We start from the raw sequence: 16730 nt of genomic DNA on the forward strand, positions 1-16730 counted from the left end.
AACGTACATAATGCAATTAACGATTGTATAAGTTTGGACATAGAGTCACTTAGAGGAGGATGAAACGACGATGGCTTATCAAGAAATCAATGGAGTACGCGTATGGGGAGCACCTGATCCAGGGGCATTATCTCAAGCACGCACATGTGCCGAAAACGGTAATGTAATTCAAGCGCTGCTGATGGCAGATCATCATAAAGGCTACAGTCAACCGATTGGCGGTGTGATGGTGTATGACGGACAAATTTCGCCTTCAGGTGTCGGGTATGATATCGGCTGCGGGAATAAGGCGGTAAGAACCAAGCTGTTTGCAGCAGATATTATGCCGCGTATTTCAGAAGTGATGAATGAGATTGCACGTCAGATTTCGTTTGGCGTAGGTCGTGTGAATGAGGTTCAGGTAGACCATGAGCTGTTCGATGACCCGGATTGGGCAGTATATGCGGCGATTGGGAAACAAGAACATGACAAACTGAAGTCCTTGGCAAGAGAACAGCTGGGTACAGTAGGGAGTGGTAATCATTTTGTTGATGTATTCGTGGAGGAAGCGACAGGACAGGTCTGGATTGCCAATCATTTCGGCAGCCGGGGCTTTGGACACAAAACAGCAAGCGGGTTTCTAAATTTGGCCGCAGGACGAGAGTTTCTCGGAAAGGCGCCGGGAGAACATATGGACCAGCCGCCTGTGCTGCTAGATATGAACAGCGAGTTGGGGGACATGTACTACCGTGCGATGCGCCTTGCCGGACGCTATGCGTATGCGGGACGTGACTATGTGATAGAACAAGTGCTTAGTATTATGGGGACTGAGGCGGACTTTACAGTGCATAACCACCATAATTACGCGTGGAAAGAACAGCATGATGGACGCGACACTATTGTGGTTCGCAAAGGTGCAACCCCCTCGGCACCTGGTCAAATGGGCTTTATTGGAGGAAGCATGGGCGATATCTCGGTGATTGTACGTGGAAAAGATTCGGTAGAAAATCGGGATTCCTACTATAGTACAGTCCATGGCGCAGGGCGTATTATGAGTCGTACCCAGGCAGCCGGTAAAATGAATTGGAAAACCCGCACACGGAGTGGTGGACAGATCACGGACGTACAGATGAAGGAGGCTGTTCTGAATTATGGTGTCGAGCTGCGCGGAGCCGGTACAGATGAAAGCCCGTTCGTCTACCGTAAACTGCACGAGGTACTGAACGCTCATTCTGAGACCGTGGAAGTTATGCATGAACTGAAGCCTATTGGGGTGTGCATGGCTGGGGCCAATGAATTTGACCCGTATAAGGATTAATAAAAAGACGATGCCCGGCAGAAGTGTTCATTCGCTGAGTATAGTCTTTTGAGTACATGCATGAGTATATAATAGAAAGAATTCATTGCTTGATGCGTTTGTTAGTAGCTTTATATTTACAGCTTGTCAGCAAAAAGTTGTTCTTTAATATAAGCGACTGGCATTTCTTGTCCTGTCCACAGTTCGAAGGCAAGTGCGCCCTGCCACAGCATCATGCCCAGACCGTTAATGGCGGTTGCACCTACGGATTCGGCTTGTTCCATCAGCTTGGATTTAGCTGGGCTGTACACTACATCGGTTATGATCAGGTCGGAACGAAGCATGGACACATCTTCAATCACACTTTTGCCTTCCAGTGGTTTCATACCCACACCTGTACCATTAGCGAGAATGTGGCTTGTGCGGATCTCTTCACGTAGCTGCTCTTGATTTTCCAATGGATAAATATTCGCCTTGACTTGGGTGTGTTTCATATCTTCATTGATAATACGGACATTCTCTTCTGCACGAGCAAAGAACTGATCGTTACGGGCGAAAATTGAAATTTCAGCCAGACCTGCTTGAGCCGCTTCAATAGCAATCGGTGTAGCTGCGCCGCCAGAGCCGACGAGTGTCATTTTCTTACCTTTGAGGTCAATGCCGTGTTCACGCAAGTTGCGAACATAACCAGATCCATCTGTACTGTAGCCTTTCAGTTTACCATCTGTATTCACGACGGTGTTGACGGCACCTGTAAATTTAGCGCTATCGTCCAGCTCGTCAAGATACTGTAAAATAGCTGTTTTATTAGGCATGGACACGTTATAACCGCGTATGTTCAGAGCGCGCATCCCCCGTACCACTTCTTCAAGTTGTTCATTTCCTACTTCAAAGGCCATATACGCGTTATTCAGGCCCAGCTTTTCAAACGCAAGATTATGCATAGCCGGGGACAAAGAGTGTCCGATAGGTGTAGCAAGCAGTCCGATTAATTGTGTTCTTCCGTCAATACGTCCAGCATTTTTCATGATATAAGCCTCCAAATAATCTGTGTAGTTTAATGAAACACTTTTTTATATCGATAAGCAACAAACACGGCCAGCAAAATACTAACTACAGCAATCGCAATATCCAGAATGAATACCGAGGTAATTCCCAATCTTTTGGACATGCCCCCGGTAGCCAAAGGCATCAGGATGAACGAAAGACTGGCTGCTATGTTCACGAGAGAAGTTGTAGTTCCTTTGTTCTTGCGGAAAAATTCCGTCATGACCGTGAGGGCAATTTGGAATATGCCTGCGGTAGACAAGCCGATTAGGAATGAACTGATCAAAGTAGCGACAGGATTGTGCCATGTAATTAAAGCCAACAAAGAAAGCAGGGCAATAAGCGGATATACAATCATGACAGTAATCGGTTTAATGAATCTACCAAGCACCACAGCTAACAGAATAACTGAAACCAATGAACCTATGCTATAGTAGCTCAGCAGTTTAATGGCACTGGCTTTGTCCATGCCAAGGGCCTCTTGTCCAAAGGTAGGAAGCCATAGCTGCACGATCATGAACAATACAGTAGAAGTAAAACCGATAATAATCAGAGATATACCTTCTTGCCAAAACTTAGGCTCGCTGCGGAAAGTATCAGCGGATTGGGCAGCCTCAGTTGTAGCCTTTTGTTCCTCTGCTTTGTGATTGGGGAAAGCTGTCATCGACAAGAAGATACCGTTCAGCAGATAAATCCCTGCTGGAATAAAGAAGGAATATCCATAGAACATGTCGTGATTAATAAAGAATGCAATCATGAACGGAATCACAATAGCACCGATCGAGATGGATGCTTTGACCAGCACTGTTGCAGATCCGGCTTTTTTTCCAAAGCCTTCAATTAGTGCAGGATACGTCCCCGCATCCATCATAGAGTTACAAAGCCCTGCGATAATGGCAAACACGAATGCCAACGAATAGTTAGGCGCAAGCGGAATGCCGATCAGAAAGATTAAATAAGCAAATGATGCAATAACAATGAGTGGTTTTCTTCCGTATTTGTCTGACATCTTTCCGGCTACTCCGAGAGCGAGCAGCTTACCGATTCCAATCGCGGACACCAGATAGCCGATGGCTGCTTTATCCGTGTTCAATTGGACGGTCAGGAAACTCATGTTCGACGAAAGAATAACATTGATCATACCCAGAAGAAAATAGTTGATGTAAAGCCCTGCTGCCATTCTGATATAAGGATTTTTCATAAGTGTAACTCCCAACTTAAATTTTAGGTCAATGGCCTAGGTAGGCATCGTCCAGCTGTATTACATTACGCCTACAGATAAGTGAAATTATTCACATTCTTTCTATGTCATTATTATATAGAGAGTGTTATTATAAATCCAATGCATATTTTTATCGTTTTTCATAGTTTAGGTCTATAATTTAAAATATGAATTAAAGAAGGGAATTACATAATTATGAACCTGAAGCACTTACAATATTTTCGTGTACTTGCGGAGATGGAGCATTTTACCCAGGCAGCTGTGCGACTATGTATTACTCAACCCAGTTTAAGTCATGCGATTTCAGAATTAGAAAAAGATTTGGGAGTTCATCTGTTTGAGAAGCAGGGGAGAAATATTCGATTAAACAAATACGGACGATTTTTTCTGAAGTATGTGGAGCACGCGATGGATGAATTAGAAAAGGGAGAGCACAATTTACGGGAGTTAGTGAGTCCAAGCCATGGAAATATAGATTTGGCGTTTATTTACACGTTAGGCTCACACTTCATTCCAGCGATCATTCAAGCCTTTTCAGCTCTGGATGCTCGTAAAGATATCTCCTTTTCGTTTCACCAAGGGAATACGAACGATATTATCCAGGGGCTGAAGCAGGGACATTATGATGTGGCGTTCTGCTCTCACATGGAAAATGAACCGGATGTGGAGTTTATTCCGTTGGCTCAGCAGGAACTGGTTGTCATTGTTTCGCCTGATCATCCACTGGCGACTCTAGACCAAATTGATCTCAAGGATACAGCGGATTATCCGGTGATCTTCTTCAACAAAAAGAGTGGGGTTCGGCCCATTATTGAGAATTTGTTTACCAAAGCGGGCGTTGAGCCACAGATTATTTGCGAGATTGAAGAGGATACAGCAATGGCAGGACTGGTGTCTGTCAATTACGGAATTGGGGTTATGCCTCGAATTTCATCGTTAGATTATTTTAACGTCAAAACATTGCCTATTGTAAATCCGGAATACGAGCGTTTTATCTATCTGGCCAGCATCAAAAATAGATATTTATCCCCGGCAGTAGTGGACTTTCGGAACTTTGCACTAAGCTACGGCAAGGAGTTTTATCTGAAAACGCATCAGCGCGTCTAGGCCGGGGTTCCGCAATATTTAAACTTGATAAATCTTAAAATGTGTTCTATACTTCATCATCGACACAGGTAATGTGAAATGATTCACATTTTTAATACTACAAGACTTACTTACAAAAGCAGGTGAATTCATGATGAAACGTTCTTCTTTTCCAGTGGCGACAGGACTTTATGTAAACTATCTTTTGTTCGGTATGTTTAATATTATGCTGGCGTCACACATGTCCTTTTTAACAGAGAATTTGCATACAGATCAGGCGGGCATCAGTCTCTTGGTTTCTGCAATGGGATTTGGCAGGCTGTTTACACTGTATATATCCGGGGTGCTCTCCGACCGTTATGGTCGTAAGCCGTTTATTGTGGCAGCAGGGCTACTGATGGCTGTATTCTTGGTCGGTATACCGCTAAGTCCCAGCTTTGAGATGGCGATTGTGCTGGCTGTGCTGGCAGGCGTAGCGAATTCTTTTCTTGATTCAGGTACTTATCCAGCGCTGATCGAAGCTTTCCCCCAATCCTCTGGCTCGGCTACAGTGTTGGTGAGAGGTTTTATATCCGTCGGGGCGGCATTTTTACCGTTAATGATTATCTTTTTTATGAATCATGATATTTTCTACGGGTTCTCTTTCTTTTTACCAGCCCTCATATTTGCTTTAAATGCAATTTACTTGTTCAAAATGAAGTTCCCAGACACGCGGGTTCAGTCACCCAAGAAGGAGCCAGTTGGTGATACTTCTGTATCAAGCGTTGAGCAACCGGTGAAATTGGAGGCAAATGAACGGAGTAAGCCGCGGTTTTGGCAGGAAGGGCTATGCCTGATCTTGCTCGGATTTACAGGACCTACCTTGCTTTATATTGTGCAGTTATGGCTGCCTACTTTTGGACAACAGTTTATCGGTATGACCGAATCAGAGTCTCTAAGATTATTAGTTTATTACAATGTCGGTTCACTGATTTCCGTGTTTGTATTGGTCATTGTGTTAAGAAAATGGGTTAAACCTGTTCACATTATTCTTATTTATCCATGTATTTCTCTCTTGGCTTTTGGAGCGCTTCTCCTTTTCAAGTCAGGGACTGCGGCCATTATTTGTGCGAGTGTTATCGGGTTTTCAATATCAGGTGTACTTCAGCTGACATTAACCGTAATGAGTGAATTTTTTAGTCAACGAAAAGGCCAGATTACCGGGTTTGTTTATACAGCAACCTCGCTGTCATACACGATCATTCCTGTGTTTACAGGCTTTCTGTTGAAGCATTCTCAGATATCCAGTGTTTTTATGCTAGCTATTATTGTGAATGTGCTAGGGATCGGACTGGCGGTGTTTGTTAATATTCGGTACAGTTTAGTTTTTCCAGCAAGTCGCAAATTGACACCTAATATCGTACTTGAACCCAAATAACGACGACTGGATCATATCATCTGCATGCTTATTCAGAATGCGTTATACTATGAATTATTGTACATGTTCGACTTGAAACTGTAATTTGGGAGTGAGATAGAGATGGCTAGAATCGTAAAGGTGAAAGATGTTCTGATTGGTGAAGGAGCGCCAAAAATTTGTGTGCCAATGGTAGGAAAAACGTTGGAGCAGTTGAAGGAAGAAGCTACTTATTTGCGTACGCTCGACCTGGATATCGTAGAGTGGAGAGTCGATTTTTTCGAACATGTGGAGGACTTGGAAAAGGTTAAAGCCGCCTTACATGAAATTCGGTCTATTTTAGCAAATATTCCACTCGTATTTACGTTCCGTAGCGCTCGGGAAGGCGGAGAAAAGGAAATCAGCGCAGCGAGTTATGTGGAATTGAACCGTACGGTAGCCGAAACGGGGCAAGTCGAACTTATTGATGTAGAGCTTTTTAATGAGGAAGCTGATGTGAAGACGCTGATAGAAGCAGCACATAAGCATAACGTGTATGTGATTATATCTAATCATGACTTTCATAAGACGCCGTCGAAGGAGGAGATTGTGTCCCGGTTACGTAAGGCGCAGGAATTGGGAGGCGATCTGCCTAAAATAGCGGTGATGCCAACCAATACAGCTGATGTACTCACTTTGCTGGATGCCACGCGTACCATGGCAGAAGAGTATGCAGATCGGCCGATTATTACGATGTCGATGGCGGGAAAAGGTGTCGTGAGCCGTCTGACCGGAGAATTGTTTGGTTCGGCTCTGACCTTTGGTGCCGCTAAGAAAGCTTCCGCACCGGGGCAGATTCCTGTCACTGAACTGAGAGAGATATTGACGGTGCTGCATAGCCATTCTTAAAAGATGGATGGCATACTCGCTAGTCAGTAATATATCTGCAGTGAACCAAAAAGGAGGGCCCCCATGCGGTAAGCATGCTGGAGCCCTCCTTTTTGTGTACTCTTAATTCAATCCCCGAGTAGGTTCATATAACTCCCAACCTAGATTCAGAGTTTGAATAATATAGTCTGCGACTTCTTCCGCATCCAACTGATCCGTATCGATCTTGGAGTGATTCACCGCATAAATGTCCTGTCTGGAACGGAAGAGATCCTCAATTTCCCCTAAAGTCTTGTTTTGTAGATTAGGACGGGTATCAATCAGCATCTTGAGCCGATCTTTCCAGGAATCCCAATTTAAATCCAAGAAGAAAACAATCGATGAAGCCAAACAAGCTTGCTTCACCTCTTCCTGTAAAAATGCACCACCGCCAACGGAAATGATTTTTAGGCGTGTGTTGCTGCACAACTTCAAAATATGCTCTTTTTCAATCTCACGGAAACGCTTCTCTCCGTAAGCTTTGAAAATCTCTGTTGTTGGCATGTTGTATTCTTGTTCAATCTCCTGGTCAATATCCACGAAATCGCGATACAGCTTGCGCGCTAGATGGGAACCGATCGTTGTTTTGCCTACACCCATAAAGCCGATGAGCACAATATTTTGTTCTTTTAATGGAATCTCACTATTGTTTTGCACGATAACCACTCTTTTCTCACCAGTAATGTTGAGATGTGACGCTTCAAAGCACTAAATACATTATACGTTCATCAAACGTGTCATTCAATAGTATAGACCACATCAAAAATGAGGTATTGAACGAAATGAGGTTCTGATTACCATTGTAGTGACATAGAGCACGCATACGAGGCTAGATACTCAGCGTTTTGATGCCTAAATTGACAAAAATAAAGTTGCACAAGTATAAAAGAGGCAATTTTGTGTACTTAATTGAAAAAAAGGACATATTTTGCCGAAAAATATATTGAAATTACTGGAAGTGTGATTATAATAGAGTTATGCAAATTGTAAATGTAATCGCTCTATTTACAGTTTGTGCTTTATATTGTTTATAAAAAGAAATCACTTTGAACCAAAAACCAAGTATACATATGCAAATAGTTAAATGATGCTTTATAGACGTGTATCGGTCATTGGGTTCATTGTGCGAAGGTGGTGATACAGTCTACGCGTTCTAGTCAACGAAGAGTTGGAACAATGAAAAGTATCTACGAGAGGGATGAATTGAAATGAAAACAAACACAGCTAACGTATTGAAAAAGGGAATCAGTATCGCTTTATCAGGAATGTTGGTCGCCTTATTTGTCGGCAATTATTCTGCACATGCAGCTCCAGAAGTCGTCCATAAGACTATACTTGTTAAAGCAGGAGAAGTTTACGATGGTAAAGGCAAGACTGTAGTGGCTGATCCCGATACCTTGGGAGACGGAAGCCAGAAAGAGGCTCAGAAGCCTATCTTTAAGCTTGAAAATAATGCAACACTGAAAAATGTGATCATCGCTGCCCCTGCTGCGGATGGTGTGCATGTATATGGCAACGGCACAATCTCCAACGTAACGTGGGAGGATGTCGGTGAAGATGCGTTGACGCTTAAAGAACCAGGTACGGTAAACATTACGGGCGGTGGAGCGTTCCACGCATATGATAAAGTGTTCCAAATTAATGCCGAAGGCACGATTAACATTAAAAACTTTAGAGCCGATGATATCGGTAAGCTGGTTCGCCAACTTGGGGGCTCTACTTTTAGAGTGAATATGACTTTGGATAACTCGGATATTTCCAACGTGAAGGATTCGATCCTGAGATCGGACGGTCCTAACAGCAAAGCTAAAATTACGAATACTCGTTATCATAATGTAAAACAATTGTTCAAAGGTTTTAAATCCAGTAATACGAGCGAGTCCGGCAATACTCAATATTAATTGGTATAGAATAGAGTAAGGATAGGAGTGCGGATGTGATAAGGGGCTGCCCAACAGGTCGTATGATCTGCTTGGACAAGCCCCTTTTTGGGTGCAATGAGTTACCCCTAGATGATCTGGGCTTCGTTCGGAACGAGGACTGTGATATGATCGTGCTATTACATTTTATACAAAAAAGTTGGGTAGCTATGAATCCTCTTTATCAATATGTGGATGTTGACGGCACTTTGAATGATACGCTGGTGCAGAATCGTGAAATTTTATATACAGGTACGAATGGTCGACATGTGGAACGTTTTTACGTGTCTTCCTCTGAAAGTTATATATTCAAACCGCTAACCAATGATGATCAGAAGGGGCGGGAGAGATGGGTGTATGAGCATGTGCTTCCTGCGTTATCACCGATCTATCCCCGATTGCTAGCCTGGTCTGATGCAGGTGTGGATGGCGGAGAAGAATGGATGGTTTTTGAGGATCTTGGTCCGTTACATCATCTACACGCAGACGAAACTTTATTGCGAGCTGTTAGACTTGTTGCATGGTGGCATGCTTTGCCGACGGATCGTTTTGCTGGGATACCGCTGCGGGGACCAAAGCCACTCATTCAGGAGATGGTTTCCGAGCTATACACGCGCAAGCCGGATGTGTTACAGCTTTGCAGCTCACTAGGATTATCTAAGCAACAGATACAGCGTATTTATGTACAGCTGGAGCATTTATCTTTTTCACAGCAGCTAGTACTGTCTCATGGTGATCTTCATCCGGGGAACTATGCGCTGAGCGGGGAACGGCTTATGGTACTGGATTGGGAGCATGCTCATCTGAACACACCGCTGTGGGATGTATATCATCTGATCGACATGTCCCATCCGTTGTTTCCCCGACGCATGACGTCCGAATTGCGTATCCGTATACTGGACACATATGTGGAGCAGCTGGAGCTGTTGGGGATAAGGGTGGATCGAACGGCATTTATACTGGAATATGGCATGTTTGCGGTAGTATTTTCGCTCTGGATGCTGTTGTTAATCACAAGTGATTTGCAAAGGATTGGACCGAACCTGCATAGAAATGGCGACAAATGGTCAAAAGAGCAATTAGAGTCCCAGTTGGATGAAACGCTAGCCTGTTTGAACCAATGTGCAGCAATGATGGATTGGGGACAAGCCCAACGATGCAGATAGTAGCTTAAGACATAGGCTGTATTTAGTTAGCAAAAGAAGGTAGGGAAATAAACCATGAAAAAAGTCGGTTTGGTCATGAGAAAAATACAATTTGCTGAAGCTCAGGGTCCTCGTATTTTTGCAGAACGTCTGAAGCAGATCGGGTCGGAATTGGGGGTGGACATCGTATTTGTATCACCGGAGCGCCATGTGAGCAGTCATGACTGGCTTCCGGGTTATGAACACGAAAAAGGCGACCTGGTCAACTATGACGTCGTACTGGACCAACTCCATGAGCAGCAGATTGAGCACGTTATTTATACGGTATCTGGCTTTACCTATTTGAATATGTTTTTTAAAAACAGCGTGCTTTTTCCGCATAGTTTTCCTGATCCGGCGCTTACAGGCTATGAGATGATGAAGCCGTTTTATCAGATCGTGGACAAGGCTATCGTACAGACTGCCTTTCTCAAGCAGGAGATGGCCTCGAAGTTTGGGGTAACCGATGTGACAGTCATCCCGATCGGATTTAATGAGCGGCTGGTGGAAAAGCATTTTGATCCCTCGCAAGTGGTAGAGAACCGGGTGATGTGGATTGGTAGAGATGAGGAGAACCGACGTCCGGATTTGGTACTGGAGTATGCGAGGCATAATCCTGACAAGGATGTCTATATGGTATTTGGCGGTGAACGCTATAAGGAAAGTATGAAGAAGTACGATATCCCGGACAATGTTAAACTTCAATTTGCGTTGACGCAAGATGAGGTGTTTGCACTGATGAATACGGCGAAGGTGTATTGGAGCTGCTCCAAATTCGATACGTTCGCCATGCCGCTGACTGAAGCGCTCGCTATGGGTAAAATCGTCGTGAAGCCAGAGCATCCTTGCTATGGACATATCAGCTCTATGCATTCTTTTTCAGGGAATGAGAAAAACTGGTTTGAGCTGGTCAATATGGCTGCCGCCTCACCCCGCCGGGTTTCTACAGAAAATCAGGCATACGCCATGGAACAGTTTTCAAGTCAGGTGATGAAGCAAGGCTATCGGGACTTTTTTGATCATTGGTTAAGCTGAGCAGCGAGGCATAATACTGTGGTTGCAACTCGCGTTTGGGTATCCAGAGTGAAATAAAAATAACCCGCAAGGGGGTCACTTTTTTTCAAAATGTCTATCTTGCGGGTTACGGTTTATCATTGACTTACCGTTTGGATTTTACTGGAACCGGGGTTCCTTTTTTAAAGCGAACCGGTCTTCTCGGAATTCTGTTAATGCCGGAGTCCTCCGATTTGGAAGGTAATGCTCTACGAGTTTTCTTTGTTGACAGTTGGCTTTGATTGGTTCTGCTGAACTCAACAGTGTAATTGTCTACAGATGAATCAATGGCAAGTCGGCGCATCCCCACTCGTCTGGTTGATCCTCTGCTATCGTTCCAACACCAATGAAAATCATGGTCAGTACTTCTCGGAAGCCGTGTGCGGTACGTACCACGCCATCTACTGGAGTGATTTTCAGCATAATAATAGAATGTAGTTCCTCCTACGGACCCGCTCCATACTTCTCTCGTATCACCAGGCTCTAGCCGATACCAGCCCATTTTAGAATAATTCATGGGATGACAGTCGGAATCCGGATAAGCATAGGCAGCATAGATCGTGTTACTCGTGTTGTTTGTAAAAAAAAGGCTCATCATTCACACTTCTTTCCTCATAAATTGGTATTACAATGTCATACTATGAGGAATTTGGAAGAAGAGAGTGGACAATGTCTCTCAATCTATGAAAAATGAACCATTCGTTTACGTCCAACTTGCTAAACGATTCTATGACTGTATCTCTGCTATCGCTTCAATATGAGCTGTTTTGCGATCCACAATGTAGCTAACTAACATGAGTAGCAGACCGCCGACAGTAATTAGCGATGCAACCCATGGAATAGCGGCTAGCCCCATTTGATTGATAACGACTCCCCCGATAAAAGCGCCGCCTGCGTTGCCCAGATTCAATGCGGAATGGCTGGAGGTAGAGGCAAGCAAAGGAGCCTCATAGGCCAGATTCATAATGCGAACCTGAATACCCGGCATGATGCCGAACGCAGCAATGCCCCAGATAAAGACTGTGATGACGGCCAATACCTTGCTTTGAAGGGTAAATGTCAGAATGGCCAAAATAATAGCCAGTACAGCATAGTTTGCGATCAGGGATGGCAGCAGTTTCCAATCTGCGAGCTTGCCGCCAACGATGTTGCCGATCGTTACCCCTAGGCCAAACAGGACGAGAATCCAGGTAATGCTATGCTCGGCAAAGCCGCTAATATCCGTGAGTAAAGGCGTAATGTACGTAAAGACAGTGAACAGACTCCCACAACCGACTGCACCTGTGAGCAACATCAGCAGCACTTTTGGATTAAACAGGCTTTTGACTTCTTGTTTGAGACTGGAAGGCTTGTCCTGATGAATTACCGGAATGTAGCGAATGATACCGAAGAGAGAAATCAAGCCGATGATCACAATGGCTCCAAAAGAAGCGCGCCAGCCGAGCTGCTGCCCGATAAAGGTACCAAAAGGAACGCCTATAATGTTCGCTACGGTCAACCCGGTCAGCACCATAGAGATGGCACCTGCGCGTTTGTCAGGACGAACCAGTCGGGCAGCGATCAGGGAACCGGCTCCCAAAAAGGTTCCGTGCGATAATGCAGTAGCCATACGGGCGGCAATCAGAAGTTCGTAATTGGGAGCAATGACGGAAAAAAGATTGCCTAAAATGAATATGGTCATTAGCAGACATAGCAGCTTTTTCTGCGGAACCTTATGGGTTAATACAGTAAGCACAGGTGCGCCAATGGCTACACCAAGCGCGTAACTGGTGATTAACTGCCCGGCTTGCGGAATCGTAACATGAAGATCATGGGCTACATTGGGCAGAAGTCCCATAATGACGAATTCGGTCATGCCGATGGCGAAGGCACCAAGGGTCAACCATAGCAAGGAGGGAGGGAAGCGGTTTGCTGTCATATTTTCTTGAGTACTCATAAGTGTCTTGTATCCTCCTGAAAAATAGTAATGCGAGTATATCACTACAGGCGATATCTGGCGACCCATTTTGCAAGAATTTTACATACTAAGTTGATAAGTTTTATGTAATTTACAAAAGCGACAGGTAGGAAGGAGCCAAGTGTGTTATTTTGGTAGTATGATATGAAGATCGTAAATGACGTTGTAAGGAACGATCCAAGGAGGAGACAACGATGGCACCTAAAGTGGTACATAGTATTACAGATTTAATAGGAGATACACCTTGTGTAAGGCTCCAACGGCTCACAGGGCCGCAAGATGCGGAAGTGTATGTGAAGCTGGAGTATTTTAATCCAAGCGGCAGTGTTAAAGACCGGGCGGCAGGCAACCTGATTGCCGAGGCGGAACAGGCAGGACATCTCAAGCCGGGAGGCACCATTATTGAGCCGACGAGTGGCAACACGGGAATTGGTCTTGCGATGAATGCGGCAGCCCGAGGTTACCGTGCAATTTTGGTGATGCCTTCGAATATGACGAAGGAACGGATCAATATTTTAAAAGCCTACGGGGCTGAGGTCGTCCTGACACCAGCGGAAGAACGGATGTCAGGAGCAATTCGCAAGGCACTCGAACTGGGGGCTGAAATTGAAGGGAGCTTTATCCCGCATCAATTTGAAAATGAGGCAAACCCCGATATCCACCGTACGACCACAGCACTTGAAATTTTGGAACAGACGGAAGGGAAGCTGGATGTGTTCGTCGCTTCTTCGGGAACGGGCGGTACTATTACGGGAACAGGTGAAGTGCTGCGCCAGCATTTGCCGGATCTGCGGATTGTTGTGGTTGAACCGAAGGGCTCGCCAGTGCTATCTGGGGGAAAACCCGGTCCACATAAGCTGGTTGGCACCAGTCCAGGCTTTGTTCCTGCCGTGCTGAATACGGAAGTGTATGACGAAATCGTGCAGGTTTCGGATGAGGATGCGATTGCAATGACACGGGCGATTGCTGCCCAGGAAGGGATTCTGGTGGGCCCCTCTAGCGGAGCTACGATATGGACGGCGATTCAGGAAGCTCAGCGTTTGGGAGCAGGCAAACGGGTACTTTGCATTGCCCCGGATACCGGAGAGCGTTATCTGAGCATGGGGATATTCGGATAAAAAGACGCAGAATGGGGTCAAAGGGATTCGACTCATTTATATGTAAGATCCAGCCTCATTAAGCGAAGTAACAAAAGTAAATTGGCGATATGGCAATCAAGAATACACAATTAAACAGGATGATTCCTGGAGATCCTACTCCTTCACTAGCCTATTATAGCTCGACCTTGAAATATTATCTTTGAAAGAATAAAGGACGGTGGGCGCGATATAGTAGATTCTTTTTCAATGGAGGAACATAGACATTGAATACATCCTTGCCATAATTCATAGGTTAATTTCACTCCTGACAAATCAATAAGCCACAATCCATAAGGTTATGGCTTATTAATTGTCGATTATAGCTTAAATTCGTGAGAATTTTAAAAGTCTCACGGTTCATGTTCCGTTCTTCGATCTTATTTGTCTCTTCAGGATCCTCTTGAAAAACCCAAATAATCAGAGAAGGAAACACCGAGCCTATTATCCATTTCAGCAAGAGCTGCCTCAAACGGGTCAACTTATTAGTTGACTGCTTAAATGGTTGTGGAAAATGGTATAATGTACGCTGACATTTTTTAGCTTCTCTAATATTCGTGCAGCGATTATACCCAATTCAAGCTATTTATCAAAAATATGCAGCGGCTACGCAAGTGGGTTGATCGGTTGTCCACGTATCGATTGTGACCACTCGCACCCCATCAGGCCACAACTCTTCCGAACGCACCTATAGAGGTTAAATGGACGAACAGCAAACGATTCGCTCGCTGCCTCACTTTTCATATTTTTGGCGGCTAGTACGTTTCCACTAAAGACTTCGCGCAAGACGTACAATTTTTCATTGCCTTTTTCCGGCTGGACTCCACCCATAGACAAGAGAACGTCACCGTTTTGTTCCGTCGTTTCGGCCAGTATCGTACGAATATGGTCATCGAGATGCAGCAAAAAGAGCTTGATATCGCTCAACAGATTTTGGGTACTTGTTGGGATGCCTGTAGTGCGTCAGTCAGTTCCTTTACAGTCATGTCCTGTTTGAATCGCAGTTCGTCCACAAGAGCCAGCACATCGTAGCCATAGGACGAGCGCTTCATGCTAAGCATCTCTTCTTCAGCCGATTTATACGAGACACCTGTATAAGAACATATCGGATTCTTGCAAGCATACGCCATGCTCTAAGCGTCAATCGTTTCGCTCTGTGTCGGTATTTTTTTATGCCATGCCGCATGGGCAGCAAAATGACTGCAATTTAGGAGGTTTGGAATACCTTTCAGGAATAAAGTATAAAAAACGGGAGAATTAGATATATTCTTTATTCATTGACAGCAAGATATGACATACGGTCACTCACAATAAACGTGATTTAGGGGTACCACTGAAATCATGTTTATTATAATCTAATTCAGAGAGGAAGAGGAAAATGAAAGTAGATCAAATGTTTGACCTTGATTTAAGAAAGAGCTATGAGGCCAGTGAGCTTAGCCCACAAGCTTCAATCATCAAGACAACCATTAAGGTATCCAAAGCAGTATGTAAAACTCTTACCTGTATCTGTACCGGTTCTTGTTCCAATTGTAAATAATTCATAAGCGATTCGTAAGTCAGGGGTAGTGAAATGGGCTACCCCTACTTACATTATGGAGATTGCATGATAAAACCTAATATATACAATTGGCATGTAGCCCGGCTGACCGATCATTTTAATTGTGGTGCAACTGTTGGTCAGCCGCTTACTATCCTGTTTATTGATACAGGCGTCGATAAATCCCACTCAGAGATCCAAGGTAATCTAGTTGAGGCAGAATGCAAGTCATTTGTACCTTATGAGCCTTGTCTAAGCGATTACGTCGGGCATGGCACACAAATGGTTAGCTCTGTTACCGGCAAATATATATTGAAGGGGATATGCCCTTTCGCTCGGGTTGCTGTCTACAAAATTACGGACAAAAAAGGAATAAGCAAGCTTGAATGGTTGTATAGAGCGCTGGAAGAGGGTATTGCTAAAGGATATCCGATTATCAACATCAGCTATCGTACAGAATATGAGGTCGACTTATTCGAGTTCAATCGGTTTCAGGCTTTGGTTGACTGCGCCAATGAGCAAGGCATCTGGGTAGTCTGTTCCGCAGGAAACGATGGACGCGATATTACGCAGGAGTACAGAGTGCCTGCGAATTTAAAGGGAGTATACCCAATTGGATCAACTAATAAGAACGGGGATATCTCCGGGTTCAGCAATACGCTCAGCGGCCAATTTTTTGCGCCGAGTGGTGATGAGTATGAAATCAATTACAACAATGATTGGGTAATGGTTGCCAAATCAAGCTTCGATACAGAGGATTATTTATACGAAGTGCTGGGATTTGACAAAGCATACACAGTAGGTATCGGTACGAGTATTGCCAGCGCCTTATTCAGCGGAGTTGTTGCCTCTCTTAGCGGAGAGCTTATCGCGCAGGGGATGAATGCCGGGCGCACAGAAATGGAGTGTCTGCTCCGTCAAGGCGCGAGACTGATTGATGTTCAGCGGAATTATTATGAAGTAAGCCTTGCCGGTTCAATTCGTGCTTTAAGACAGATGAGAGGTTGA

16 protein-coding genes are annotated in these 16730 nt (G+C 44.5%); 10 read left to right on the plus strand and 6 right to left on the minus strand.

From position 1 onward, the window contains the following. Positions 1–70: 70 nt before the first annotated feature. Complete coding sequence (locus NSQ68_RS04475) at positions 71–1297, plus strand: RtcB family protein (protein WP_342428101.1); 1227 nt, start codon at positions 71–73, stop codon at positions 1295–1297. 116 nt (positions 1298–1413) lie between these two features. Here the strand turns inward: NSQ68_RS04475 and NSQ68_RS04480 are convergent, their stop codons facing one another. Both NSQ68_RS04480 and NSQ68_RS04485 read right to left on the minus strand, forming a co-directional pair. After that, positions 1414–2304 carry a shikimate dehydrogenase gene (locus NSQ68_RS04480; protein ID WP_071639679.1) on the minus strand — a complete coding sequence of 297 codons (891 nt, stop codon included), beginning with the start codon at positions 2302–2304 and terminating at the stop codon, positions 1414–1416. A gap of 29 nt (positions 2305–2333) precedes the next feature. Beyond that, the gene (locus NSQ68_RS04485) at positions 2334–3524 is read right to left on the minus strand and encodes an MFS transporter (protein WP_342428102.1); all 1191 of its coding nucleotides are present in this window, start codon (positions 3522–3524) and stop codon (positions 2334–2336) included. Positions 3525–3740: 216 nt separating this feature from the next. Between NSQ68_RS04485 and NSQ68_RS04490 the strand changes: the two genes are divergently transcribed. The 3 genes from NSQ68_RS04490 to aroD all read left to right on the plus strand — a co-directional run bounded on the left by NSQ68_RS04490 (position 3741) and on the right by aroD (position 6915). Beyond that, positions 3741–4652, plus strand: a complete 912-nt coding sequence (locus NSQ68_RS04490) for a LysR family transcriptional regulator (protein ID WP_342428103.1) — start codon at positions 3741–3743, stop codon at positions 4650–4652. A 130-nt stretch (positions 4653–4782) separates the two neighbouring features. Continuing rightward, on the plus strand, positions 4783–6048 hold the full coding sequence (locus NSQ68_RS04495) for an MFS transporter (protein WP_342428104.1): 1266 nt from the start codon (positions 4783–4785) through the stop codon (positions 6046–6048). A 102-nt stretch (positions 6049–6150) separates the two neighbouring features. Then, positions 6151–6915 (plus strand): type I 3-dehydroquinate dehydratase, encoded by a 765-nt coding sequence (aroD, locus tag NSQ68_RS04500; protein WP_342428105.1) that lies wholly within the window; start codon positions 6151–6153, stop codon positions 6913–6915. Positions 6916–7017: 102 nt separating this feature from the next. Here aroD and NSQ68_RS04505 read toward each other — a convergent pair whose 3' ends face one another. Then, positions 7018–7590: a shikimate kinase gene (locus tag NSQ68_RS04505; protein ID WP_342428106.1), complete on the minus strand. Its 573-nt coding sequence runs from the start codon at positions 7588–7590 to the stop codon at positions 7018–7020. A gap of 551 nt (positions 7591–8141) precedes the next feature. Between NSQ68_RS04505 and NSQ68_RS04510 the strand changes: the two genes are divergently transcribed. From NSQ68_RS04510 to NSQ68_RS04520, 3 genes are all read left to right on the plus strand, one after another. Continuing rightward, a complete protein-coding gene (locus NSQ68_RS04510; protein ID WP_029517613.1) occupies positions 8142–8834 on the plus strand; it encodes a pectate lyase in 693 nt (230 codons plus the stop codon). A gap of 146 nt (positions 8835–8980) precedes the next feature. Next, positions 8981–10018 carry an aminoglycoside phosphotransferase family protein gene (locus tag NSQ68_RS04515; protein WP_307353949.1) on the plus strand — a complete coding sequence of 346 codons (1038 nt, stop codon included), beginning with the start codon at positions 8981–8983 and terminating at the stop codon, positions 10016–10018. A 54-nt stretch (positions 10019–10072) separates the two neighbouring features. After that, positions 10073–11071, plus strand: coding sequence for a glycosyltransferase (locus NSQ68_RS04520; RefSeq protein WP_342428107.1), 999 nt, complete (start codon positions 10073–10075; stop codon positions 11069–11071). A gap of 291 nt (positions 11072–11362) precedes the next feature. On the opposite strand, the gene NSQ68_RS04525 is transcribed toward NSQ68_RS04520, so the two are convergent. Next, positions 11363–11512 (minus strand): hypothetical protein, encoded by a 150-nt coding sequence (locus NSQ68_RS04525; protein WP_342428108.1) that lies wholly within the window; start codon positions 11510–11512, stop codon positions 11363–11365. A 304-nt stretch (positions 11513–11816) separates the two neighbouring features. Continuing rightward, positions 11817–13025, minus strand: coding sequence for an MFS transporter (locus tag NSQ68_RS04530; RefSeq protein WP_342428109.1), 1209 nt, complete (start codon positions 13023–13025; stop codon positions 11817–11819). 215 nt (positions 13026–13240) lie between these two features. Here NSQ68_RS04530 and cysK point away from each other — a divergent pair, with 215 nt between their 5' ends. Continuing rightward, positions 13241–14164 (plus strand): cysteine synthase A, encoded by a 924-nt coding sequence (gene cysK, locus NSQ68_RS04535; protein ID WP_342428110.1) that lies wholly within the window; start codon positions 13241–13243, stop codon positions 14162–14164. Positions 14165–15105: 941 nt separating this feature from the next. On the opposite strand, the gene NSQ68_RS04540 is transcribed toward cysK, so the two are convergent. Beyond that, the gene (locus NSQ68_RS04540) at positions 15106–15234 is read right to left on the minus strand and encodes a hypothetical protein (protein ID WP_256026159.1); all 129 of its coding nucleotides are present in this window, start codon (positions 15232–15234) and stop codon (positions 15106–15108) included. A 341-nt stretch (positions 15235–15575) separates the two neighbouring features. Here NSQ68_RS04540 and NSQ68_RS04545 point away from each other — a divergent pair, with 341 nt between their 5' ends. Next, positions 15576–15722, plus strand: a complete 147-nt coding sequence (locus NSQ68_RS04545) for an FDLD family class I lanthipeptide (protein WP_226888859.1) — start codon at positions 15576–15578, stop codon at positions 15720–15722. A 66-nt stretch (positions 15723–15788) separates the two neighbouring features. Further along, positions 15789–16730 carry a S8 family serine peptidase gene (locus NSQ68_RS04550; protein WP_342428111.1) on the plus strand — a complete coding sequence of 314 codons (942 nt, stop codon included), beginning with the start codon at positions 15789–15791 and terminating at the stop codon, positions 16728–16730.

This window comes from Paenibacillus sp. FSL L8-0158, assembly GCF_038592965.1.
Classification (GTDB): Bacteria; Bacillota; Bacilli; order Paenibacillales; family Paenibacillaceae; genus Paenibacillus; species Paenibacillus polymyxa_D.

Bases quoted from the DNA above. Each gene is read 5' to 3' on its own strand.
- NSQ68_RS04475 (WP_342428101.1), top strand. From the start codon at position 71: ATGGCTTATCAAGAAATCAATGGAGTACGCGTATGGGGAGCACCTGAT.
- NSQ68_RS04485 (WP_342428102.1), bottom strand. From the start codon at position 3,524: ATGAAAAATCCTTATATCAGAATGGCAGCAGGGCTTTACATCAACTAT.
- NSQ68_RS04490 (WP_342428103.1), top strand. From the start codon at position 3,741: ATGAACCTGAAGCACTTACAATATTTTCGTGTACTTGCGGAGATGGAG.
- NSQ68_RS04480 (WP_071639679.1), bottom strand. From the start codon at position 2,304: ATGAAAAATGCTGGACGTATTGACGGAAGAACACAATTAATCGGACTG.
- NSQ68_RS04530 (WP_342428109.1), bottom strand. From the start codon at position 13,025: ATGAGTACTCAAGAAAATATGACAGCAAACCGCTTCCCTCCCTCCTTG.
- NSQ68_RS04510 (WP_029517613.1), top strand. From the start codon at position 8,142: ATGAAAACAAACACAGCTAACGTATTGAAAAAGGGAATCAGTATCGCT.
- NSQ68_RS04525 (WP_342428108.1), bottom strand. From the start codon at position 11,512: ATGCTGAAAATCACTCCAGTAGATGGCGTGGTACGTACCGCACACGGC.
- NSQ68_RS04520 (WP_342428107.1), top strand. From the start codon at position 10,073: ATGAAAAAAGTCGGTTTGGTCATGAGAAAAATACAATTTGCTGAAGCT.
- aroD (WP_342428105.1), top strand. From the start codon at position 6,151: ATGGCTAGAATCGTAAAGGTGAAAGATGTTCTGATTGGTGAAGGAGCG.
- NSQ68_RS04545 (WP_226888859.1), top strand. From the start codon at position 15,576: ATGTTTGACCTTGATTTAAGAAAGAGCTATGAGGCCAGTGAGCTTAGC.
- cysK (WP_342428110.1), top strand. From the start codon at position 13,241: ATGGCACCTAAAGTGGTACATAGTATTACAGATTTAATAGGAGATACA.
- NSQ68_RS04515 (WP_307353949.1), top strand. From the start codon at position 8,981: ATGATCGTGCTATTACATTTTATACAAAAAAGTTGGGTAGCTATGAAT.
- NSQ68_RS04550 (WP_342428111.1), top strand. From the start codon at position 15,789: ATGATAAAACCTAATATATACAATTGGCATGTAGCCCGGCTGACCGAT.
- NSQ68_RS04495 (WP_342428104.1), top strand. From the start codon at position 4,783: ATGATGAAACGTTCTTCTTTTCCAGTGGCGACAGGACTTTATGTAAAC.
- NSQ68_RS04540 (WP_256026159.1), bottom strand. From the start codon at position 15,234: ATGAAGCGCTCGTCCTATGGCTACGATGTGCTGGCTCTTGTGGACGAA.